22 protein-coding genes are annotated in these 22360 nt (G+C 69.1%); 7 read left to right on the top strand and 15 right to left on the bottom strand.

What is annotated here, in order from left to right; all coding sequences use genetic code 11:
• Positions 1-41 precede the first annotated feature (41 nt).
• The 6 genes from ACIRGA_RS26525 to ACIRGA_RS26500 all read right to left on the bottom strand — a co-directional run bounded on the left by ACIRGA_RS26525 (position 42) and on the right by ACIRGA_RS26500 (position 4796).
• Positions 42-761 (bottom strand): ANTAR domain-containing protein, encoded by a 720-nt coding sequence (locus ACIRGA_RS26525; RefSeq protein ID WP_400945534.1) that lies wholly within the window; start codon positions 759-761, stop codon positions 42-44.
• Between the two features lie 114 nt (positions 762-875).
• Entirely contained in the window at positions 876-1736 is an 861-nt protein-coding gene (locus tag ACIRGA_RS26520) for a spermidine synthase (RefSeq protein WP_400945531.1), read from the bottom strand.
• On the bottom strand, positions 1736-2107 hold the full coding sequence (gene speD, locus ACIRGA_RS26515) for an adenosylmethionine decarboxylase (protein WP_400945529.1): 372 nt from the start codon (positions 2105-2107) through the stop codon (positions 1736-1738). Before speD ends, ACIRGA_RS26520 begins: the two co-directional genes overlap by 1 nt.
• On the bottom strand, positions 2097-3239 hold the full coding sequence (locus ACIRGA_RS26510) for a type III PLP-dependent enzyme (RefSeq protein ID WP_400945527.1): 1143 nt from the start codon (positions 3237-3239) through the stop codon (positions 2097-2099). Before ACIRGA_RS26510 ends, speD begins: the two co-directional genes overlap by 11 nt.
• A 45-nt stretch (positions 3240-3284) precedes the next feature.
• Positions 3285-3473: a hypothetical protein gene (locus ACIRGA_RS26505; protein WP_400945524.1), complete on the bottom strand. Its 189-nt coding sequence runs from the start codon at positions 3471-3473 to the stop codon at positions 3285-3287.
• A 138-nt stretch (positions 3474-3611) separates the two neighbouring features.
• On the bottom strand, positions 3612-4796 hold the full coding sequence (locus ACIRGA_RS26500; protein ID WP_400945522.1) for an MFS transporter: 1185 nt from the start codon (positions 4794-4796) through the stop codon (positions 3612-3614).
• Between the two features lie 93 nt (positions 4797-4889).
• Between ACIRGA_RS26500 and ACIRGA_RS26495 the strand changes: the two genes are divergently transcribed.
• From ACIRGA_RS26495 to ACIRGA_RS26485, 3 genes are all read left to right on the top strand, one after another.
• Positions 4890-5393 (top strand): Lrp/AsnC family transcriptional regulator, encoded by a 504-nt coding sequence (locus tag ACIRGA_RS26495; RefSeq protein ID WP_400945519.1) that lies wholly within the window; start codon positions 4890-4892, stop codon positions 5391-5393.
• A gap of 11 nt (positions 5394-5404) precedes the next feature.
• Positions 5405-5968, top strand: a complete 564-nt coding sequence (locus ACIRGA_RS26490) for an RBBP9/YdeN family alpha/beta hydrolase (protein WP_400945517.1) — start codon at positions 5405-5407, stop codon at positions 5966-5968.
• Between the two features lie 98 nt (positions 5969-6066).
• Positions 6067-8451: an ATP-binding cassette domain-containing protein gene (locus ACIRGA_RS26485; protein ID WP_400945514.1), complete on the top strand. Its 2385-nt coding sequence runs from the start codon at positions 6067-6069 to the stop codon at positions 8449-8451.
• A 333-nt stretch (positions 8452-8784) separates the two neighbouring features.
• On the opposite strand, the gene ligD is transcribed toward ACIRGA_RS26485, so the two are convergent.
• Positions 8785-9723 carry a non-homologous end-joining DNA ligase gene (ligD, locus tag ACIRGA_RS26480; RefSeq protein WP_400945511.1) on the bottom strand — a complete coding sequence of 313 codons (939 nt, stop codon included), beginning with the start codon at positions 9721-9723 and terminating at the stop codon, positions 8785-8787.
• Positions 9724-9776: 53 nt separating this feature from the next.
• Between ligD and ACIRGA_RS26475 the strand changes: the two genes are divergently transcribed.
• Positions 9777-10445, top strand: a complete 669-nt coding sequence (locus ACIRGA_RS26475) for a TetR/AcrR family transcriptional regulator (protein WP_400945509.1) — start codon at positions 9777-9779, stop codon at positions 10443-10445.
• On the opposite strand, the gene ACIRGA_RS26470 is transcribed toward ACIRGA_RS26475, so the two are convergent.
• A complete protein-coding gene (locus ACIRGA_RS26470; RefSeq protein ID WP_400945507.1) occupies positions 10396-10731 on the bottom strand; it encodes a sporulation protein in 336 nt (111 codons plus the stop codon). The two genes, ACIRGA_RS26475 and ACIRGA_RS26470, sit on opposite strands and share 50 nt — an antisense overlap.
• Positions 10732-10736: 5 nt before the next feature.
• Positions 10737-11396, bottom strand: a complete 660-nt coding sequence (locus tag ACIRGA_RS26465; protein WP_400945505.1) for a GntR family transcriptional regulator — start codon at positions 11394-11396, stop codon at positions 10737-10739.
• 103 nt (positions 11397-11499) lie between these two features.
• On the opposite strand from ACIRGA_RS26465, the gene ACIRGA_RS26460 reads away from it, so the two are divergent.
• Positions 11500-12300, top strand: coding sequence for a carbon-nitrogen hydrolase family protein (locus tag ACIRGA_RS26460; RefSeq protein WP_400945503.1), 801 nt, complete (start codon positions 11500-11502; stop codon positions 12298-12300).
• A 107-nt stretch (positions 12301-12407) separates the two neighbouring features.
• Here the strand turns inward: ACIRGA_RS26460 and ACIRGA_RS26455 are convergent, their stop codons facing one another.
• The 3 genes from ACIRGA_RS26455 to ACIRGA_RS26445 form a co-directional block, all read right to left on the bottom strand.
• On the bottom strand, positions 12408-13733 hold the full coding sequence (locus ACIRGA_RS26455; RefSeq protein ID WP_400945500.1) for an alpha/beta hydrolase family protein: 1326 nt from the start codon (positions 13731-13733) through the stop codon (positions 12408-12410).
• On the bottom strand, positions 13730-16051 hold the full coding sequence (locus ACIRGA_RS26450; RefSeq protein ID WP_400945498.1) for a penicillin acylase family protein: 2322 nt from the start codon (positions 16049-16051) through the stop codon (positions 13730-13732). Before ACIRGA_RS26450 ends, ACIRGA_RS26455 begins: the two co-directional genes overlap by 4 nt.
• A 98-nt stretch (positions 16052-16149) precedes the next feature.
• Positions 16150-16728 (bottom strand): ArsR/SmtB family transcription factor, encoded by a 579-nt coding sequence (locus ACIRGA_RS26445; protein WP_400945495.1) that lies wholly within the window; start codon positions 16726-16728, stop codon positions 16150-16152.
• Positions 16729-16977: 249 nt separating this feature from the next.
• On the opposite strand from ACIRGA_RS26445, the gene ACIRGA_RS26440 reads away from it, so the two are divergent.
• Entirely contained in the window at positions 16978-18183 is a 1206-nt protein-coding gene (locus ACIRGA_RS26440) for a lytic transglycosylase domain-containing protein (RefSeq protein WP_400945492.1), read from the top strand.
• A gap of 73 nt (positions 18184-18256) precedes the next feature.
• Entirely contained in the window at positions 18257-18685 is a 429-nt protein-coding gene (locus ACIRGA_RS26435) for a pyridoxamine 5'-phosphate oxidase family protein (protein ID WP_016334712.1), read from the top strand.
• A 45-nt stretch (positions 18686-18730) separates the two neighbouring features.
• On the opposite strand, the gene gcl is transcribed toward ACIRGA_RS26435, so the two are convergent.
• From gcl to ACIRGA_RS26420, 3 genes are read right to left on the bottom strand one after another with little or no spacing between them, the layout of a single operon-like run.
• On the bottom strand, positions 18731-20425 hold the full coding sequence (gene gcl, locus ACIRGA_RS26430) for a glyoxylate carboligase (protein WP_400945490.1): 1695 nt from the start codon (positions 20423-20425) through the stop codon (positions 18731-18733).
• 3 nt (positions 20426-20428) lie between these two features.
• Positions 20429-21316: a 2-hydroxy-3-oxopropionate reductase gene (locus ACIRGA_RS26425; RefSeq protein WP_400945487.1), complete on the bottom strand. Its 888-nt coding sequence runs from the start codon at positions 21314-21316 to the stop codon at positions 20429-20431.
• Positions 21313-22140, bottom strand: coding sequence for a hydroxypyruvate isomerase family protein (locus tag ACIRGA_RS26420; protein WP_400945485.1), 828 nt, complete (start codon positions 22138-22140; stop codon positions 21313-21315). The genes ACIRGA_RS26425 and ACIRGA_RS26420 overlap by 4 nt, the downstream gene beginning before the upstream one ends.
• Positions 22141-22360: the final 220 nt, after the last annotated feature.

The raw sequence follows: 22360 nt of genomic DNA, 5'->3' as shown, positions 1-22360 counted from the left end.
CCAAGTGCCCTACCAGCCTTGCCCGCCCTTTTCCGCGATGGTCACCGGTTTCGCGGCCGAAGAAGTTTCCGGGTGTCCAGTGTGCCATCGACGACGCCTCGCGCGACCTCCGACAGCTTCCTGTTCGAACTGCGGGCGAAAGAACGCATGCGATGGAAAGCGGTGCCGAGGTCGATACCGGCGCGCTCGGCGAGCACACCTTTCGCCTGTTCGATGACGACCCGGCTGTCGAGCGCCGTCTGCAACTGTTCCGAGAGGGTCCGGTAGTGGCGCAATTCCCGCTGCTGCAGGAGACACAGGGTCGCGACGTCGGCGAGCGCGCGGCCCAGCCTGCGGTCTTCGACGCTCAAGACGACGTTTTCGGCACTGAGGAAAGCGATCGAACCGACGGTTTCATCCATCGCCCGCAACGGAAGCGCGGAAACCGCTGCATAGCCCTGCCCCGCCATCCTGGCGACGTAACCAGGCCAGCGTGAAACCGCGGCGGAAAGGTCGCGTACGGCGATGTCGGTCCCGGTTTCGAACGATTCGAGCACCGGCCCTTCCTCCACCACCTCGGGATGGCGTCGCAGTTTCAAACCCGGCAGGAAGACCTCGGTGGAATCGATCGGCAGCAGCCGCGCGCATTCGTGGGACAAGGTGTCCACGACCTTGTCCGGCCCGAGGTCTTCCGTGACACTCGCGGTCAAACTCGCGAACGCCGCGCAGACCGCGGGTTCCCTGTTCGCTCTCGCGGCGATTTCCGTGTCCCAGCTACCCACCAGAGCGATTCTGGCCCGCGCCGCGACACCCGGCAACGACCAGATGGAGGATCCTGTGACCAAGTATCCGCGACGACGACCGCCGATGTCGGCGAGACGACGATCACGCGGTTCTCAGTGCCGCCGCAGGGAAAAGGGCGGCACGGTGTTCGCGCTCAGCGCGTCTTCGTCCATAGTGGACTCCCCGATCCCCGCCTTGCCGATCTTCTCCGCGACGAGCGCGCCGGGATCGTCGAGCACGTCGGCCCTGCCGCTCACGAAGGCCCACTCGTGCTCGTCCGACCCGTAATAGAGAACGGTTCCGAACGACTCGCTGAACCGGCGCCACGACGCGATCAGGGTCTGATTGCGCCACAGCGTCGGGCAACCCGCCTGACAGCCGACCACGCCTCCGTCCGTGAGCAACGCCGCGCACCGGGCCAGGAAGTCGGTTCCGTACAACCGGTTGTGCTGCGCCGCCGGATCGTCGTTCTCGTCCGGCAGGTCGATCACGACCACGTCGTAGGCGTCCCCGCGCTCCTGGGCTTCGGCGAGGAACTCCCAGCCGTCGCGGTAGTGGACACGGACCTTCCCCTCGCCGCGTTCGGCGCGGGCCAGATCGTCGAGGGTATAGCCGTAGGGAAGGTGCTCGGCGCAGGCACGCACCGCTTCGGCGTCGATGTCGACATGGTCGACCACCTCCGCCCCCGCCGCGACGGCGAGCTCGGAGGCGACCCCTTCGCTGGACCCGATGATCAGCACCCGCTCGACGCGTTCGGCGAGCAACAGCGACGGGACCATCAGCGCCTCGTGGTAGACCAGCTGACTCAGCTCCGTGCTCTGCCGCTCGTCGTCGCAGAAGAGCGAGATCCCCTGCGCGGTCCGTCCGATGAGGACGTTCTGGAACGCGGTGCGGCCCTCGAACAGGACCTCCTCGACGTCCCAGTTCCGGGTGAGCCCCGCGCCCATCGGCTCGACGATCACTCGCTGCGCCATCAGTTCTCTCCTCGTTCCACAGTGGACATCCGGACGGTGCCCGCGCCCAGCATCTTCGCCAGCAGGGCGACCGCGCGCTCCGGATCCGCCCGGTCCCCGCAGGTGAACACGTCCACGAACACCGAGCCGATCTCCGGATAGGTGTGCACCGACGCGTGTGATTCCGCCAGCAGCGCGAGCACGGTGACCCCTTGCGGCGCGAAGGAATGCGACACGACTTCGCAGACCGTCGCCCCCGCCTCGGTCACCGCGTCGGCGAGGGTCTTCTTCAGGAGCGAGGCGTCGTCGAGCAACGACGGCTCGATCCCCTCGAACTCCGCGAGTACGTGGCGGCCGGCGAACCGGCCGACGAGTGGTTCTTCACCCGGCATCGGCGAACCTCCCCACACAATAGGTGCGCAACGGCTCGATTCCGTTGAAGGCGACGGAAGAATAGCTGGCGGTGTACGCCCCGGTGCCCGGGATGTCCAGCCGGTCGCCCGCCTTCAACGACCCCGGCAGCGCGCACGGCGTCCGCTGGTACAGCACGTCGTCACCATCGCAGGTCGGCCCCGCGAGGACCACGGGCCCTTCCGGACCTTTAACGCCCACGGCCTCCAGCCGATACGCGACGGCTTCGTTCTCGCACTCCGCCATTCCGTTGTACCTGCCGACGTCGAGGTAGACCCATCGGCGTTCGTCTGCGGCGGCGCGCGTGGTCACCAGGACGACCTCGGTCCTGATGAGCCCGGCGTCGGCGACGATCACCCTGCCGGGTTCCAGCAGCAGTTCCGGCTCCGGCAGATGCTGCCGGCGTGCGGCGTGGATGACCGCCGCGTAGTCCGCAAGCGACGGCACGGGCCCCCGGTGCTCGGTGGCGAACCCGCCGCCGATGTTGAGCCGCTCCGGTTCGACGCCCGCTTCGGCGGCGACCTTGGCCGCGGTCGCGATCCCGATCTCCCAGGCGGCCGGATCCGGCTGCTGCGAGCCGACGTGGAATGCGATTCCCGGGCGCAGCCCGGCTTCCACGGCCTGACGGAGCAGGACGGCGGCCACCGCCGGTTCGCAGCCGAACTTGTGGCCGAACGGCGTGACCGAGTCCGGCCCGCCGGTCAGCAGGCGTACTGAGACCAGCGATCCGGGCGCGTGCTCGGCCAGATTCGCCAGATCACCGGCGGAGTCCGTGGTGAATTCACGGACCCCGCGCGCATAGGCGAAGGCGATGTCCGCCGGTTTCTTGATCGTGTTGCCGTAGGCCAGTTCCGCCGCCCGCGCGCCCCGGGACAGGCACAGCTCGATCTCCGCCGTACCCGCCACGTCGAATCCCGCGCCGGTCGACGCCACCGCGTCCAGGACCTCGGGCGTGGGATTCGCCTTGACCGCGTACCGGATCAGCGCGTCCGGGAAGGCCGCCGACACCGCGGCGGCACGCGCCGCGACCAGGTCGGTGTCCACCACCAGGCACGGTGTCGGCGGTTCGCGATCCGCCAGGAAGGCACGGATCCGGTTCAGGCTTTCGGTCACACGCCCCAGGGTGTCAAAGGCTCATCACCGGCACGGAACCCGGGGTCACGCCCGGGTGTCACCCGAGGTCTGCTCAGGCAGCTCCACCCCGTGCTCGGCGGCCAGTCGCTCCAGGTTGGCCAGATCGGCGCCGACGGCCGAAGCCCTGTCCTCGTCCGAGGCCTGCTTGGCGATCTGGACGTCCTCCCTCGCCTGCCGTACCCGGTCCCGCAGATTCACCGCGAACTCGCTCATCGTGCACCCCCGATCTCCCGCACCTTGTCTGCTTTCACCCTAGGACCCTCCGAATCGGTCACCCACGTGATCTGCGTCATCACGGGTTCGTTCGCGTCGGAGTGAAGCAGTATGACGGCTGCGCCCCGGTTTCGCAGATCAGCGGAGCCCGGCTTTTTCACCGGGCTCCCGCACGACCGCCCGGCGGCCGAGCACCGCGAGCGGGGCGAGGGCGCACAGCCCGCCCGCGACGGCGACCAGGACGTAGCCACCCAGGCCGAACAACTGCCCGGCCAGCAGGCTCGCCCCCGCGGAGGTGCCCCAGACGAAGGCGTCGACCGTGCCCTGCGCCCTCGCCCGCTGAGCGGCCGGGAGATCGCGGCTGAGCATGCTGCTGCCACCGACGAACACCAGGTTCCAGCCGTAGCCCAGCAGGAACAGCGCGACCGGGATTCCCACGTGATGCGAATCGGGCGCGCCGATCACCGTGACCGCCGCGACGGTGAGCGTCCCGATCCCGCCGAAGATGGCCGCGCGGCCGCCCCAGCGGTCGGCGATCCAGCCGGACAACGGCGCCAGCGCGAACATCCCGACGAGATGGGCGCTCAGCACCCAGCCGACGACGTCGAGCCCCTGACCGTGCTCGTGCAGCTGGACCGGGGTCATCGTCATCACCGCCACCATCGCCAGCTGGGCGCCGGCCATCGCCACGAGCGGCCCGAGGATCACCGGGTTCCGCACGGACATCCGCTCCCGCTTCGGCACCCCCTCCTCCGGGGCGGCGAGGCCACGCGGCAGGGTGGCGACGGCGGCCACGGCGATGGCCACGACGATCGCCCCCGCCGCGATCGGACCGGACAACGCGGGGAGCTCGGCGGCTTCCGCCCTCGCCGCGGCGGGGGCGATCAGGGCGGGCCCCGCGATCGCGCCGACGGTTCCCGCCCAGACCATTGTGGACAGTGCAAAACCCTTGCGGTGCTCGGGCGACAGATCGGCCGCGGTGTACCGGGAGAGCTGCGCCCCGCTGTTGCCGAAGCCGATCAAGGGCATCCCCGCCACCAGCGCGAGCACGGATCCGCCGAGCACACCGGCGAACGAGATCAGCGCGCCCATCACCGCGGAGCCGTACATCAGCACCAGGACGAACCGCCTGCCGCGGCGCGCGGCCAGCGCCCCCGACGACAGCGAGCCCACGGCGGAACCGAGTACCAGCACGGCGTTCGGCAACCCGCTCCACGCCGCGCCGGCGTGCTCGACCACGATCAACGCCGCCGTGGTGGACAGCCCGACGACCGCGGTACTGAGACAGGCGACGCCCATGAAGAGCGCGAACATCGGTTTCATGATTCAAACCTAGGGATTCCGGGCGCCGCGGCGAATAGGCTGTCGAAGGCCTCGCGGGGGTGCGGGGCGCATCATGGAAGGAATCCGGGCGCGATGACCTTACGATCGGAAAGGGCGCTGGACGATCTCGACTGGCGGCTCCTCGAAACGCTCCAGGGCGACGGACGGCTTTCGTTCAAGGAGCTGGGCCGTCGCGTGAACCTCTCCGCGCCCGCCGTCGCCGAGCGGGTCCGGCGGCTGGAGGAGGCGGGCGTCATCACCGGGTATCGCGCCCAGGTCGACGCGCACCGCGCCGGATACGGCCTGCAGGCGTTCGTCGAGATGCGGTGCTCGCTCGGCAGCTGCCTCCTGCGCACCAGCAAGTCGGACGACTACCCCGAGGTGGTCGAATTGCACCGGCTCAGCGGCGACCGCTGCACGATGCTGAAGGTGCGGGCCGTATCGCTCGAACACCTCGAAGGCCTCTTCGAGCGGCTGGGCAAACACGGCGAGATCAGATCGTCGGTGGTGCTGTCGACCCAGTACGAGGGCAGGCCGGTCGGCCCGCCGGTCGAGGACTACCTGAAGGCGACCAAGAGCGAGGGCTGGAGCGTCTGAATACTGGGCCCATGGCATTGCTCTTCGCCGACGGCTGGTTCGGTCCCGAGCCCGGGGACTGGCAGTCGGTATGGCTCGACCGTTATCCGGGTTCGAAGCGGTTCGTCCAGGACGACTGGGACGCGCCCGTCCGCGAGGACTGGGTCGCCCGGCTGGACGAGGCGCTCGCGGAGGCGACCGACCCTCCCGTGCTGGTGGCACACAGTCTCGGCTGCTTGACGGTGTTGCACTGGCTCGCGGCCGGGGGCGACCGGCCGGTGCGCGGTGCCCTGTTCGTCACGCCTCCCGACGTCGAGGAGAACCCGGAGCCCGCGCTGGCCGGGTTCGCCCCGATCCCCCGCCTCCGGCTCCCCTTCCCCGCCGTCGTCGCCGCGAGCGCGAACGACCGCTGGATGACTCCGGCCCGCGCCCGGTACTTCGCCGGGCTCTGGGGCGCCGACTTCTCGGACATCGGTTTCGTCGGGCACCTCACGGGGGCACACGGGCCGTGGCCCGAAGGCGAGAAGCTCGTCGCGCCCCTGCTCTCCGGAGACGGATCAGGAATCGAGAAGCGGAAGTCCCCCGAACTCACCTAGCGTGATCGTCGTCGAGGACGAACGGCTCGAAGCTGGTTAGATCGAGCCCGGTGAGGCTGACGGAACGTACACGCGGCCCACATGAGGATGGAGAAACGATGCGCAAGACCTCCCGGCCGCAGCCGCCCGAGGAACACCCCGCCGACAGCCACGACCTGATCCGCGTCGTCGGCGCGAACGAGAACAACCTCAAGGACGTCGCCGTCGAGCTGCCGAAGCGACGGCTGACCGTGTTCACCGGCGTCTCCGGATCGGGCAAGAGCTCCCTGGTCTTCGACACGATCGCGGCCGAGTCGCAGCGGCTGATCAACGAGACGTACAGCACCTTCGTGCAGGGCTTCATGCCGACGCTGGCCCGGCCCGAGGTCGACGTGCTCGACGGCCTGACCACCGCGATCATCGTCGACCAGCAGCGGATGGGCTCGGACCCCCGCTCCACGGTCGGCACCGCCACCGACGCGTACGCGATGCTGCGCATCCTCTTCAGCCGGATCGGGAAGCCGCACATCGGTTCGCCGCAGGCGTTCTCCTTCAACGTCGCCTCGATCTCCGGTGCGGGCGCCGTGACCGTCGAAAAGGGCGGCCGGACCACGAAGGAGCGCCGCGAGTTCAGCATCACCGGCGGGATGTGCGCCCGGTGCGAGGGGCGGGGCAAGGTCAACGACATCGACCTCACCGCGCTGTACGACGACACCAAATCCCTCAACGAGGGCGCGCTGACGATCCCCGGTTTCTCCATGGAGGGCTGGTACGGCCGCATCCTGCGCGGCTGCGGCTTCTTCGATCCCGACAAGCCGATCAAGAAGTACACCAAGCGGCAGCTGGACGATCTGCTCTACAAGGAGCCGGTCAAACTCAAGATCGAAGGCATCAACCTGACCTATTCGGGGCTGATCCCCACGATCCAGAAGTCGTTCCTGTCCAAGGACCGCGAGGCGATGCAGCCGCATATCCGCACGTTCGTGGACCGGGCGGTCACCTTCGCGGTCTGCCCGGAATGCGACGGGAGCAGGCTCAGCGAGCTCGCGCGGTCGTCGAAGATCAAGCGGATCAACATCGCCGACGCCTGCCGGATGCAGATCAGCGACCTCGCCGACTGGGTCCGCGGGCTCAAGGAGCCGTCGGTGGCGCCGCTGCTGGAGAAGCTCCAGCACACGCTCGACTCCTTCGTCGACATCGGACTCGGCTACCTCTCCCTCGACCGGCCGTCCGGCACCCTTTCGGGTGGCGAGGCGCAGCGTACGAAGATGATCCGACACCTCGGGTCCTCGCTCACCGACGTCACCTACGTGTTCGACGAGCCCACCATCGGGCTGCACCCGCACGACATCGAGCGGATGAACAACCTGCTCCAGCAGTTGCGCGACAAGGGCAACACGGTGCTGGTCGTCGAGCACAAGCCGGAGACCATCGCCATCGCCGACCACGTCGTCGACCTCGGCCCCGGCGCGGGCACCGCGGGCGGGACGATCTGCTTCGAGGGCACCGTCGAAGGACTGCGCGCGAGCGACACCATCACCGGCAGGCACCTCGACGACCGGGCGTCGCTCAAGGACAGCGTCCGCAAGCCCACCGGCAAACTGGAGATCCGCGGCGCGGACCGGCACAACCTCCGGAACGTCGACGTCGACGTCCCGCTCGGCGTCCTCTGCGTGGTCACCGGTGTCGCGGGCTCCGGCAAGAGTTCCCTCCTCCACGGATCGATCCCGGCCGCCGAGGGCGTGGTCTCGGTCGACCAGACCCCCATCCGGGGCTCGCGGCGGAGCAACCCCGCCACCTACACCGGCCTGCTCGAACCGATCCGCAAGGCCTTCGCCAAGGCCAACGGCGTGAAGCCGGCGCTGTTCAGCGCCAACTCCGAGGGCGCCTGCCCGACCTGCAACGGCGCGGGCGTCATCTACACCGACCTCGGCATCATGGCGGGTACCGCGACCACCTGCGAGGAATGCGAAGGCAAGCGGTTCCAGGCCTCGGTGCTGGAGTACACCTTCGGCGGCAAGAACATCAGCGAGGCACTCGAAATGCCGGTGTCCGAGGCCGTGAAGTTCTTCGGAGAGGGCGAAGGGCGCATTCCCGCCGCGCACGCGATCCTCAGCAGGCTCGACGACGTCGGGCTCGGCTACCTCAGCCTCGGCCAGCCGCTCACCACGCTTTCCGGCGGCGAGCGGCAGCGGCTGAAGCTCGCGACGCACATGGGCGACAAGGGCGGCGTCTACATCCTCGACGAGCCGACCACCGGCCTGCACCTCGCCGATGTCGAGAACCTGCTCGGCCTCCTGGACCGGCTCGTCGACGCGGGCAAGTCGGTGATCGTGATCGAGCACCACCAGGCGGTCATGGCGCACGCCGACTGGATCATCGACCTCGGCCCGGGCGCCGGCCACGACGGCGGCAAGATCGTCTTCGAGGGCACGCCGTCCGACCTCGTCGCGAGCGCTTCGACGCTCACCGGCGAACACCTGGCGGCCTACGTCGGCAAGTGACCGGAGCCGTAACTCGCGTGATTGGAGCCGTAACTCGCGTGACTGGGCAGCGCACTCACATGTGCGGTCTCCGATCACGCGAGTTACGCCTGCAAGCACGTGAGTTACGCCCCTGATCACGTGAGTTATCGAGGGCTAAGCCAAAAGTGGCGCGCTGAGACTGTCCATAAGGGACACTTCCTCAGATCAAATTGCCCGATTTGGAGCCTCCACGCGGGACTGGTCATACGGGCATTAAACGGACATACGGCCGCCAAAATCGTCCCCTGTGACACTCAGGACGCGACAGGCCCCGTCGGCGCCCACACCTCGCCGCGATCTGCCCTACCGCATTTAGTCCTCTAAATGCGGTAGGGCGTCGCGGTCGGCCCATTCGAGCAGGGTGTCGAGCGAGTACGCCGTGTCGTCGATGCCCGCGTGCAGGTCGCCGAGTTCGGCGAAGCGCGGGGGCACGGTGGCGATGGTGAAGTCACGGGGTTCGACGTCGTCGATCTCGTCCCAGCGGATCGGCGTCGAGACGACGGCTTCGGGCACGCCGCGGACCGAGTAGGCGCTCGCGATCGTGTGGTCGCGGGCGTTCTGGTTGTAATCGACGAACAGCTTCGAGGGATCGCGGTCCTTACGCCACCAGGTCGTGGTGACCTCGTCGGGCAGCCGGCGCTCGACCTCGTGCGCGAAGGCGAGCGCCGCCCGGCGCACCTCCTGGAAACCCCACCGCGGTTCGATCCGGACGTAGACGTGCATCCCGTGCCCGCCGGAGGTCTTCGGCCAGCCGGTGATGCCGAGTTCGTCCAGGATCTCGCGAACGGTGTGGGCGACCTTCCGCACGGTCGAGAACGGGCAGTCGGGCATCGGGTCGAGGTCGATCCGCCACTCGTCGGGGCGTTCGGTGTCGGCGCGGCGGGAGTTCCACGGATGGAACTCGACGGTCGACATCTGCACCGCCCAGATCACGTCGGCGGGATGCGTGACGCACAGTTCGTAGGCGTGTCTGCCGGAGGGGAAGTCGACGCGGACGGTCTGGAGCCAGTCGGGGGCGCCGTTCGGGACCCGCTTCTGGTGGACCTTGTCCCCCGAGACCCCGGACGGGAACCGGTGCAGCATGCACGGCCGTTCCCGCAACGCCCGCACGATCCCGTCGCCGACCGCGAGGTAGTACTCGACGAGGTCGAGCTTCGTCTCGCCCCGCGCCGGGAAATAGACCCGATCCGGGTTCGAGACGCGTACCGTCCGATCGCCGACCTCGATCTCCACCGCCGAGCTTTTCGCCATACACGGAAACTAGCCCGAAAGTCACCGATCCGCGCTCTGCCAGGATGAACGGCATGGCACCACGGACACGCGCGGAGGCATTGTCCCGCGAGCGCATCGTCGAGGCCGCCGTCGGACTTCTCGACGCGGACGGCGAACGCGGGCTCACCTTCCGGACGTTGACCGAACGCCTCTCCACCGGCCCCGGGGCGATCTATTGGCATGTGCCGAACAAGGGTGCCCTGCTCGATGCCGCGACCGCGTCCGTCGTCGCCACCGCGCTGGCCGTCGAGGCCGCGGGATCACCCCAAGACGAGATCCGCGCCATCGCCTTGGGTCTGTTCGAAGCGATCGAGCGGCACCCGTGGCTTTCCCCGCAACTCACCCTCCAGCTGTCCCGCAGCCCTTCGAGCTCGGTGACCCCGCGGATCTTCGAGAGCGTCGGCCGCCGGGTCGGCGCGCTAGGCGTCCCCCGAACCACCTGGTTCACCGCGACCTCTGCGCTGGTGCACTACATCTTCGGCGCCGCGGGCCAGAACGCGGCGAACTCCCGGGCGCTCGGGCTCGGGGTGGACCGCGCCGAATATCTCCGCGCGGCGGCGAAGGCGTGGGGAGACCTCGACCCCGGCGAATTCCCCTTCCTCCGGTCCATCGCCGACGAGGCCCGAGAACACGACGACCGGGAGCAGTTCCTCACCGGGATCGATCTGATCCTCGCCGGGATGACCGGCGCCGGTGGATAGACGCGGCCATGACCGCGAACACCACCCCGAGGAAGGTCACGTCCACCGCCGGCACCCAGCGCACGTCACCGCCCTTGACCACGTAGGCCCCGACGGGCCGCGCGGCGAGGATGAACCCGCCGCCCTCGCCTTCCTTGCCCTGTTCGCTGCCGTGCCCGCCGCCTCCACCGCCGATGACGCTCGCGGCCGGGATGATCACGACGCCGTCCTTCTCGACCGGCTCGCCGTAGACACGCCGGACGGTGAGGTTGTCGCGCATGACACCGACGATCTTTTCGAGTCCCATCGAGCTCAGCCTTCCTGAGGCAGCACCGACATCACTTCGGACACCGGGCGCAAATGCTCCTCCAGCAACCTTGACGCCTCTTTCGCGTCGTGGTCGTTCAGGGCGGCGACCAGCGCCCGGTGTTCCGTGTTGATCACGGTCAGCCGTTCCGGGCGTGCCTCCAGCGCGCGGACCGTGACCCGCTGCTGCCTCGAACGGAGGGTGTCGTACAGCTCGGTCAGGACGGTGTTGCCCGCGGCGTTCACGATGGCGCGATGGAAGCGGCGGTCGAACCCCGAAACTGCGAACCAGTCGCGTTCGGCGCCGGAGCTCGCCATCGCATCGATGAGTTCCGGCAGTTCGGCGGGCGCACCCGCCCGGTTCGCGCACAGCGTGGCGATCGCGTGGCCTTCGATCAGCCGCCTGCTCTGGTAGACCTCTTCCAGCTCTCTGGCGGTGACAGTGCGCACCTGGGCGCCCTTGCGCGGCAGCAGGCTGATGAACCGCTCGGCGGCGAGACGATGGAAGGCCTCGCGCACCGGCGTCCTGGACACGCCGACGACGCCGGAAACCCACATCTCGTCGAGGAAGCGGCCGCCTTCCAGCTCGCCCGAGATGATTCCGTCGCGTAGCCACGTGTAGACCCGCTCACGCGCCGGGCCGCCCCCTTCGGCGGTCACAGTCATCTCGTTCCCCCTCTATGCCGTTACTTTCCGCGACCGAGCCTACACCTGGACCAGCCAAGTATCCATCATGTATACAAGAGTTCCACTGATTGGAAGGGGTCCCATGGTGCACGTCGCGGTGGCGCAGTTCGCGCCCGGCAACGACAAAGAGGCCAACCTCGCCCGAGTCGCCGCCCTCGTCGGCGAAGCGGCCGACCGCGGCGCCCGGGTGGTCGTCTTGCCCGAGTACTCGTTGTTCACCGTACCGACGATGAGCCGGGAATTCGTGACCTCGGCCGAAGAACTCGACGGCCCGTTCGTCACCGAGCTGCGCGGTCTCGCGAAGGACCGGCAGATCACCGTCGTCGCCGGCATCAACGAAGCGCTCCCCGGCGGCGAGCGGATCTCGAACACGCTCGTCGCGGCCGGCCCCGACGGGGCGATCGCCGCGCTCTACCGCAAGCTGCACCTGTACGACGCCTTCGGCTTCCGCGAGTCCGAGCTGGTCCGGCCCGGCGACATCGAAGCGCCGGAGACGTTCGAGGTCGACGGGATCACCTTCGGCCTCCAGACCTGCTACGACCTCAGGTTCCCTGAGGTCACCCGACGCCTGGTCGACGCGGGCGCGGACGCGGTACTGCTGCCCGCGGAGTGGATGCCCGGTCCGCTCAAGGAGGACCACTGGACCACCCTGGTCCGGGCCAGGGCGATCGAGAACACGATCTACCTCGTCGCGGCGGGTCAGGCCGCGCCCGCCGGTTCTGGGCACAGCATGATCGTCGACCCGATGGGCGTCGTCGTCGCCTCGCTCGGCGAGCGCACGGGGACCGCGACCGGCGAGGTCTCCACCGAACGGATCTCCGAGGTGCGCGCCAAGAACCCGGCACTGGAACTGCGCCGGTTCGCCGTCACCCCGAAGGCCTGAGCTATCTTCTGACCCGGAGGTCCGTTCGTGAAGACACGCCCTCGGGCGTGGTGACGCGGCTTCCGTTCGCCTGGGTGCCGGGTGGCCGCCCGGCACCCAGGCTCATTTCACGGCACCAACAGTCCCCAGTGGACGGCCCACGGGACGAACAGCACGGTCCCGGCCAGCAGCAGGCCGACCCGGACTCCCCCGCGTTCCTTCTTCCGCCACCACGAAACCGCGGTCACCACCCCGGCGGCGACGACCCCGACCGCGATCAGCTGCAACGCGAGCCACGGCAACGTCCGTCCGAAAAGGACTGGACCCGGCGCCATCGCCGCGCCCATCGACAGGGCGACGTAGTAGACGAGGAATCCCGCCGTGCCGAGCAGCCCTGCCGACGCCAGCCAGCGTGCGGGCCCGGCGAGCGGAACCTCCTTACGGCGGCGGAACAACGCCGTCACCGGGTAGGCCGTGAACGCGAGCAACGCCAGCGCCCAGACCCCGATCTGCATCCACGGCTCCTCGTACCAGGCGAGCGGCGCCAATGCGGCACTTTGGCTCGCCTGGACCGGAGGCGGGTCGGCGGACGGCCCGTTCTTCGCCCCGTTCACCCAGTTCGCGACGAGGTCGAGGTACCCGGGGGCGAAACCGTCGAGCTTGTCGAAACCGTCCGTGGTCCGCCGGAGCCCGTGCTGTGCCTGCGGGAACACCTTCAGCGTGTACTGCCGGTTCCCCGCTCGGTCCAGCGTTTCCCGGAAGATCCGGACGGCCTCGCCGGGCGGGGTCAGCCGGTCCAGCTCACCCCACAGGCCGAGCACCGGCTGCCGCACCTTCTCCAGCACCGGCACCGGGTCGTACCCCGCCTCGGGGAACGCGCCGGCCCCGGCGAGGGTCCGCATGTTCGTCGACGACACCATGTCCACCATCGATCCGGTCACGCCGCCCCGACGTAGATAGGTCTCGAGCGCCCATGCCTGCTGACGATCCGGCGAAACCCCGTTGGCGCCGACAGTGACCGCGAAAGCGACGTCCTTCGACTTCGACGCCGCCAACGGCGCGACCCAGCCTCCTTCGCTCAAGCCCCACACCCCGACGCGGGCCGGATCCACTCCGGGATGCGAGCGCAGTGCCTGCACGGCGGCGAGCGCGTCGTCGGCCAGTACCGAGTAGTCCCTTTCGAACAGTGAATAGCCTTCGGTCCGCTTGTCGTAGATCAGGGTCGCGATTCCGGCCTTGGCGAAGGATTCCGCCTCGGCACGGTAGTCGTCCCGGTCGTGTTCGCCGGACCCGTGCACCATGACGATGCCCGGCGCCGGACCACCGCCCCGCGGCGCGACCACCGTTCCCCGCAGGGTGACCCCGTGGCTGGTGAACGAGACTTCGCCGTCCGGAGCCGCGGCGGGCAGCGGCGACGAGACCGCGACGACCGCCGCGAGCAACGCGGCGATCATCGCCTGCTCACCCGGACCACCTCGAGCGACGGCGACGCGAGGATGTCCTTCTCGCAGTACCGTTCGGTGACCCACTGCTTGCGCGAGTACAGCTCCGTCTGGTCGCTATGGTGCGCCGACTTCGGATTCGCCGACTGCGAGTAGGTCATCAGCGTCGTCGTGTCCGGGCAACCCGTACCGTTGAAGGCCACGACGTGCAGGTACGTCCCGCCATGCGTGAACTCGGTGTAGCCACGGGCCGGATCCCAAGGCCCGCCCAAGGAGTTGTAGACGCCGCGGCCCGCGGTTCCACCGCCCAGCGGGATCTTCCGGCCGTCACGGACGACGTAATGGTTGTCGCCGTATGGCGCGTCGAGCGGGATCTTCGCCGCTCGCAGCTCGGCGACGGCGCCCGAGAGCGCCTTGCGGATCGCCGCGTTGCCCGTGTCCAGGGTGTTCGGCGTGTGGACCGGATCCTTGACGTCGAACGGGTTTTTCCAGATCTCCGGCCCCAGGCGATCGACCGCGGACCAGAACCTGTCGAACAGCAGCGCGCCCCGGCTGCCGGCGTCCGAACGACCGTCCCAGCTCTCGAGCGCCGCGCACGCGTCAGCCATTCCCGGCATCGTGCGGCACATCGCGATGACGTCGGCGCGCACGAGTTCGGCGGCGTGGTCCCGGTTCGAGAACATCAGGTCCCGCATCGCCTGCCCGGTGAAGCCGCCCTTCTTAAGCTGGTCGGAGATCTCGACGACGCCCGCGCGCGTCCGCATGTTCTGCTCGTAACGGACCGGGCCCACGATCCTGGGATAGCCGGTCTTCGGCTCGGCGGGGTTGATCAACCAGTAACTGTCGTTCGAATTCGCCACGTAGTCGGACCGGCTCAGGCTCGGCAGGCTCGAAGGGCCGAAGACCCCCGGCCGCAGCGCGTCACGGTCGCGGCCCCAGGCGCAGGACGTCTTGGAGCCGTCGAGCACGGCGACCCCGTCTGCGTCGAACAGTTCCTTGCCCAGCGGCGTGTTGCAGCGCGCCGCCTTCTCGTCGGTGACGTGCGGGACCCCGTGGATCTGGCTGAACTCCACCCGGCCGCGGTCGTCGGTGGCGAGGATGTTCATCCACGGCAGCCCTTGTGTCTCGCGGACCGCGCCGATCATCTCCCCCGCCGTCCGGCCGCGGGCGATCGCGAACATCGAGTTCGTCATCCCGAGGTTCGTGGCGTTGGCGTCCGCGATGGCGAACGCGCTCGACGCCTTCCACGGCAGTTCCCGCTGCCCGAGCCGGGTCGTCACCGGACCGTACCTCGTCGTCCACTGTGGACGTACGACGCGCTCCAGGGAGCCGTCCGCCTTACGCGACAGGACACTCACGTCGGTACGCCGCATCCGCTCGGGCTTCCCGTCTACCAGGTACGTCGTGGGAGAACCCGGAACGAGCTTCAGTTCGAACAACGTGTACGTGCGGGTGGTGTCGGTGGCGGTACCGCTCCAAGCGGCGGTTCCGTTGTGCCCCAGCCACATCAACGGGATGCCGGGAATGCCCGCACCGCTGACGTCGAGCTTGCCCGGCAGCGTCACTTGCGACTGCCACAGCCTGGACCCGGTCAACTGCCACGGCAGGTGCGGGTTGGCCAGCGAAACACCTCGCCCGTTCGCCGACGCGGCCGAACCGATCGCGATCGCGTTGCTGCCGATCCCGGTCTCCCCGAGCATCTGTTCGCCGCCACCGCCCGACGGCGGGGCACCCGGCAGGGAGGCGCTGATCGAGTCCGCGAGGCCGCCCTGCCCGAAGATCATGCCGATCGCGTGGCTGTGCCGGTAGACGTCGAGTTCGGTGATCGGCTTCAGCCAGCCCGCACCCCGGCAGGCCGGATCGGTGATCTCGCCGGCGCGCAGGTACTTGTTGACCCCCTCGACGTAACCGCGGACCAGTTCGCGGACCTCGCGGTACGGCCCGCGCGGCGCGGGTTCCGAGAGGAGACGCTCGACGGCGCCGCTTTCGTTGAGACCTTGGAAGTACAGGTCGCTCGCGAGGTTCGTGCTCGCCTGGCTCACCCCGCTCGTCGGCGGCGTGTCCGGCCCGAGCCAGCGGGACCGTTCGGCCCGTGTCGTGACCGCGACGTCCGCGATATCGCAGATGTTGTCCTTGGCCGCGGCGAATCCCTGCCCGAAGCCCAGGCTCACCCAGTCGTTCGCGACGATATGCGGGACGCCGTATTCGGTGTAGCGGATGGTGGCGTCCGGCCGGGATACCCCATCCGGCGGTTGCGCGGCCGCCGCGGTCCCCGCCGCGAGCAGGCTCGCCGCGGCGCAGACGGCCGCGATTCTCTTCCAGAGCAGCATGCTGCTCCCCCCTTTGCGTGTGGAGTCGTTCATGAAGACACGCCGTCCGGCGTGGTGACGCGATACCGGTGGCCGAGTGGCCGCTCTTCCACCGGGTTTCACTTCCCTTCGCCCACCTCCCCCTCCGGGTCCGGGAACGCCGTCCAGCGCACGAGCACCTTCCGCGCGTCCGGGCCGGGTTCCGGCCGCCAATAACGGCGCAGCAGGTCCAGGTACTCGTCGAAGAACTCCTTGAGCTCTTCGAGGTTCAGGTGGACCGAGCCGCGCGAGAACACCAGCGCGTCGCCCCATTCGCCCAGCTCACCGCGACGCTCGAGGAAACGCGCCAGCTGTTCGAGGTCTTCGGTGAACGCGGCTCGCTGCGCCTCGTCGAACACGGCGCGCATCTCGTCGTTCTGCTCACTGTGCCGGGGCCAGCGGATGTCGCGGGACCGGGCGCGCCACCAGCGCTCCTTGCCGTGCGCGAGTTCCGGCGCCTCGTCGACGAAGTCGTACTTCGCCAGTTCTCGCAGGTGATAGCTGGTCGCGCCCGAGCTCTCCCCCAGCTCCTTGGCCAGCTTCGTCGCCGTCGCGGGGCCGCGGCCCAACGCCTCCATGATCCGGCGGCGCAGCGGGTGCATCACCGCCTTCAGCACGGCGGCGTCGGCGATCTCTTCGGGTGGCGGCGGACCGGTCATGCCACCAAGGTAGCCGTGCAAAGGAGATTGTGCAAAGGTCTCTTTGCACGCGGTTCAGACCACTCCGCGAGGCGACCGGGGATTCTGCTGGCCATTCGGTGAACTCAGCGTGAAATTGACAACTTCACTACGAAGGTCTTGTGCCGGGCGGACGAAAACTCGACAGGTTCGCGGGTTTTTCGTTGCGTCGTCCCCGAAAATCGGTTGTATCGGATAGTTTTGCCCGGAGTCGACCTTGCGGGAGAGAACATGCCGAAGCACCGCCCCCGACAGACGGACAAGTTGTCCGCCCGGCACCGGACGGCCTTCGCGCTCGCCGGCGGCGCGCTCGCCGTGCTGCCCGCGGTCACCGCGTCGGCAGGCCCCGACACGCCGATCGCCGCGCCGAAACCGGCGGCGCCGCAGAACCAGGCCGCGGCCTGGCAGCCGCCGGCGGGCACGGTCCCGGAGATCGCCGTCGACGGCAGCCTCCCCGAGCCGCCCACCCCGGACCCGCTGACCGTCCCCGGTCACTCCGGCAACTTCGGCGGGTCGTTCGCGCCGTCGGGCGCGCTCGGCATCCCCGCCAGCATGATGAAGGCGTACAAGAACGCGGCCGACATCCTCGCGAAGGAACTGCCCGGCTGCCATATCGACTGGGCGCTGATCGCCAGTATCGGCCGCATCGAGTCCAACCACGCGCGCGGTGGTTATGTGGACGCGAAGGGGAACACCCTCGAACCGATCCTCGGCCCGCAGCTCAACGGCGCCGGACCGTTCGCCGCGATCCCCGACACCGACGGCGGCAAGTACGACGGCGACGCGGTGTGGGACCGCGCCGTCGGCCCGACGCAGTTCATCCCGTCCACATGGAAGGGCTACGCCTCCGACGGCAACGGCGACGGCGAGTCCAACCCGAACAACATCTACGACGCGACGCTGGGCTCGGGTCGCTACCTCTGCTCCGGCGGCGTCGACCTGACGTCCGAGCAGACCCAGCGCGTGGCCGTGTACCGCTACAACCACTCGCTGTCCTATGTGGACACCGTGATCCGGTGGGCGGTCGCGTACCGCGGCGGTGTCGCGACGATGCCGGACAGCCAGGTCCCCGTCGGCGCCCCCGACTCGCAGGACGTCGCCGCCGGCACGCCCGGCGGGCAGGTTCCGGTGCCGACCCTGCCCGGCACTCCCCCGCCCGGCACGACCACGCCGGGGCCGACCCCGTTGCCCGGCACGTCGTTGCCGCCGAGCAGCAGCACCCCGCCGAGCAGCAGTTCGCCCTCGAAGCCGTCCAGCACACCGCCTTCGTCGACGCCTCCCTCGTCCACGCCGCCTTCCTCGACACCGCCGTCGAGCACCCCGCCGTCCTCCACGCCCCCGCCGTCCAGCACGTCTTCCGCGGCGCCGTCCTCGACCCCGGCCGGGAACACCGGCGAGACGTCTCCGACCAGCACCACCACCTCGCCCACCCCGTGATGCCCGGAATGTCCTGAAGGCGAGCCGCGTTGTCGCTTCTCGTAGATCACCAACCGAGAGAAGCGAGACACGGATGTCGTCTTTCGTCATGACCGCCGAGGAACGGGAAGCCTTCCTGAGCGAGGTCCACATCGGGGTCCTGGCCGTGGAGCGGGAAGGGCGGGCCCCGCTGGCCGTGCCGGTCTGGTACGACTACGAGCCCGGCGGCGAGCTCCTGATCTGGATGGACGGCGGTTCGGTCAAGGACAAGGCGATCAAGAAGGCGGGCAGGCTCAGCCTGGTCGCACAGTCGGAGACGCTGCCGTACAAGTACGTGACGGCCGAGGGTCCGGTCATCGCGAACGACACACCGCCGACCCGGGAGCAGGCGCTGAAGATCGCGCACCGCTACCTGCCGGAGGACGAGGGCACGAAGTACGTCGACGGCGCGCTCAGCGACAACTCCGTGCTGGTCCGTGTCCGGCCGGAGAAGTGGCTGAGCAACGACCAGGGCAAGGCCTGACCGTACGACGGTGTCCCGGTGGGCGAGCCACCGGGACACCGTCGTTCAGCCCGCGATCGGCTCGAACTCGACCACGCTGTCGAGCGCCTTGCCCATCGCGGCGTTCCCTTCACGTTCGATCATGATCTCCACGAGGACCGGCCGCGACGTCCGCTCGGCCTCCTTGCGAGCCCACTCCAGCGAAGCCCGGATCTCGGCGGGCTCGGTGACGCGGGTGCCGGAGCAGCCGTAGGCCTCCATGACCTTCACGTTGTCCGTGCCGATCTTGTCGTAGTGGATGTCGACCTCGAAGTTCATCTCGTAGCCGGTTTCAGCCTGCCGGATGAGCCCGAGGTACTCGTTGTTCAGCATGATCAGCACGAACCCGACGTCGTACTGCGCGGCCACCGCCAGCTCTTCGACCAGGAACTGGAACGAGTAGTCCCCGACGACGCCGACGACCTCGGCCTCCGGTTTCGCCTTCTTGACCCCGATCGCCGCCGGGATCTCCCAGCCGAGCGGGCCCGCTTGGCCGCACACCTGGTAGTGCCGCGGCTTGTGCGCGCGCTGAAACTGCCCGGACCAGATCTGGTAGAGCCCGATCGCGGTGACGAAGTAGGCGTCCTCGCCGTAGAACTCGTTGATCTCCTTGAACACCCGCGGCGCCTTGATCGGCGTGTCCTCGAAGTCCTCGCGCCGCGGCAGGGTCTCCTTGAGCTCGCCGATACGCTGCGGCCACGCACGATCCCGCGCCGGAGAGCGCTTCGACGCCGCCTCGATCAGCGCGTCCAGGAAAGCACCCGTGTCCGACACGATGCCCAGGTCCGGCCCGAACACCTTGCCCAGCTGTGTCGGCTCGATGTCGACGTGGATGAACTTCCGGGTCCCCCGGTAGACGTCGAGGTCACCGGTGTGCCGGTCGCCGAACCGCGCACCCAGCGCCAGCACGAGATCAGCTTCGAGGAAGGCGGCGTTCGCCCAACGCTGCGAGGTCTGGATCCCCGCCATGCCGGCGAACAGTTCGTGGTCCTCGGGGAAGCTCCCCTTGCCCATCAACGTCACGCCGACCGGGACACCGAGCAATTCGGAAGCGGTCCGCAGCCGGTCGCTCGCGTCGCCGAGCACCACGCCGCCGCCCGCGAGGATCAGCGGCCGTTCGGCGGCCAGCAGGAGATCCAGCGCTCGCTCGACCCTGGCCGGCGACGGCGTCGCCTTGGTGACCGGCAGCGACGAATCGATACTGGAGTCCCATTCGATCTCCTGCCGCTGGACGTCGATCGGCAGGTCGATCAGCACCGGCCCCGGGCGGCCGGACCGCGCGATCCGGAACGCCTCCCGGAACACCCACGGCAGCTGGGCCGCCTCCTTGACCTGCACCGCCCATTTGGTCACCGGCTTGGCGATCTCGACGATGTCGACCGCCTGGAACGCCTCGGTGTGCAGCTTCCGCGAGTCGGCCTGCCCGGTGATGCACAGGATCGGGATCGAGTCGGCCTGCGCGGTGTAGAGGCCGGTGATCATGTTCGTCCCGGCGGGCCCGGAGGTGCCGATCGCGACGCCGACGTTGCCGGTGGTCCTCGCCCAGCCGTCGGCCATATGGGTCGCGCCTTCCTCGTGGCGCACGATCAGATGCTCGATGCCGCTGTCCTGCATCGCGTGGTACAGCGGGAGGATCGCGGCGCCCGGACAACCGAACGCGGTGTCGACGCCCTCACTGACCAGGACGTCGACGACGGCCTGCATGGCGGGGATTCTGGGCATTCCTCACTCCTTGTTTTCCGCGCCGGACAGCGATTCGACGACCTTCAGCAGGGCGGAGTGATCGAGCGAGCCGTGGCCCATCGCCCGTCCGGCGGCGACGAGCTGGGCGACCAGCCCGGTGAGCGGCAGCGCGACGTCGGCCTGCCTGGCGGCGGCGAGCGCGATACCCATGTCCTTGTGGTGCAGGTCGATCCGGAAGCCCGGCGCGAATTCCCTCGCCACCATGGACTTCCGCTTGAGTTCGAGGATCCGGCTGCCCGCGAGGCCGCCCGCGAGGACGTCCAGCCCGACACCGGCGTCCACGCCGGAGGCTTCGAGCAGCACGATGGCTTCGGCGATCAGTCCGTAGGTTCCGCCGACGACCAGCTGGTTCGCGGCCTTGACGACCTGACCGGCGCCGTGCGGCCCGACGTGCACGATCGTCTTGCCGACCGCCTCCAGGATCGGGAGCCCGGCGGCGAAGTCCTCGTCCTCCCCACCGACCATAATGGACAGTGAAGCCTGCTCGGCGCCGGCCTGGCCACCGGAAACGGGTGCGTCGAGCACCCGGATCTCGCGTTCGCCCGCCCGCTCGGCGACCTCGATGGAGGTCTCCGGCCGGATGGTGCTCATGTCGATCAGCAGTGTGCCCGGCTTCGCCGATTCCAGCACTCCGCCCGCCGCCAGCACGACAGCCTCGACCTGCGGGTGGTTCGGCAGCATGGTGATGACGACTTCCGCGTCCGCCACGGCGTCGGTCACCCCGTTCGCGGCCCGGCCGCCCGCGGCTTCCAGCCTCGCGAGCGCGTCGGCGTTCGTGTCGAATCCGCTCACCTCGTGGCCGGCGGCGACGAGATGTCCCGCCATCGGCCCGCCCATGATCCCCAGGCCGATGAATCCCAGCTTGGTCATGCCAGTCCCCTTCGTTCGAAAGGCAGCCACGACAGCGAATCCGCGCTCGGCCCGTCGGGTTTGTACTCCACGCCGACCTGCCCGCGGTAGCCCGCCGTCTGCAGCTTTTCCAGGTATCCCTCGATGTCCAGCGTTCCGGTCCCCGGCTGGTGGCGCCCTGGGGCATCGGCGATCTGCACATGGCCGATCCGTCCGGTGTGGACGGTCGTGACCGTGTCGAGGTCGTCACCGTTGACCGCCAGGTGGTACAGGTCGGCCAGCAGCTTCACGTTGTCCCGCCCGAGTTCGTCGAGCACCTTCAGTACGTCGTCCGCGGTCTTGAGCGGGTACTTCTCCGCCCCCGACAACGGCTCGAGGACGATCTCCGCGCCGATCCGCGCGGCCGCGTCCGACGCGAGCGCCAGGTTCGACAGGCCGAGCTTGTCCTGCCCGGCCGGATCCGCGCCGTCGATCCGGTTGCCGTAGAGCGCGTTGAACCGGCGGCAGCCGAGCCGCTCGCCGAGGTCGATCGCGGACGCGATGCCGCGGGCGAACTCGTCCTCGCGACCTGGCCAGGTGACCAGGCCACGATCACCGCCCGCCATGTCGCCGGGGAAGAAGTTCAGCCCGGTCACCGCGACGCCCGCCCGCTCGACCGACGCCACGAACGCGTCGACCTCGGCGGCGTCCGGTACCGGTGTCTCGAAGGGCCACCAGTACTCGACCGCGGTGAAGCCCGCCGCGCGCGCCGCCTCCGCCCGGTCGAGCAGCGGCAACTCGGTGAAGACGAGCGACAGGTTCAGCACGTAGGGCAGCGCGTGACGCGAACCGGCAAGATCAGCCATCGAAACCTCTGCAATTTCGCTCTGCGGAAACTTTCTTTCGTATATCGAGAATAGCCCGCTGACCTGTCCAGGTCAACGGGCGGTATACCGGCAGAGGGGCATCGAGCGCGGGTGTCCGTTCGGTACAGGTGGTGGGGGGGGGGGGGGGGGGGGGGGGGGGGGGGGGGGGGTGGGGCGGACGACCCCACAGCGGGCCCGCCGCGTGGGGGAGGAGCCCGAC

Source organism: Amycolatopsis sp. NPDC102389 (assembly GCF_044765885.1).
GTDB lineage: Bacteria > Actinomycetota > Actinomycetes > Mycobacteriales > Pseudonocardiaceae > Amycolatopsis.
The sequence above is the reverse complement of the archived record's forward strand: the minus strand, read 5'-3'. Positions and strand labels throughout refer to the sequence as shown.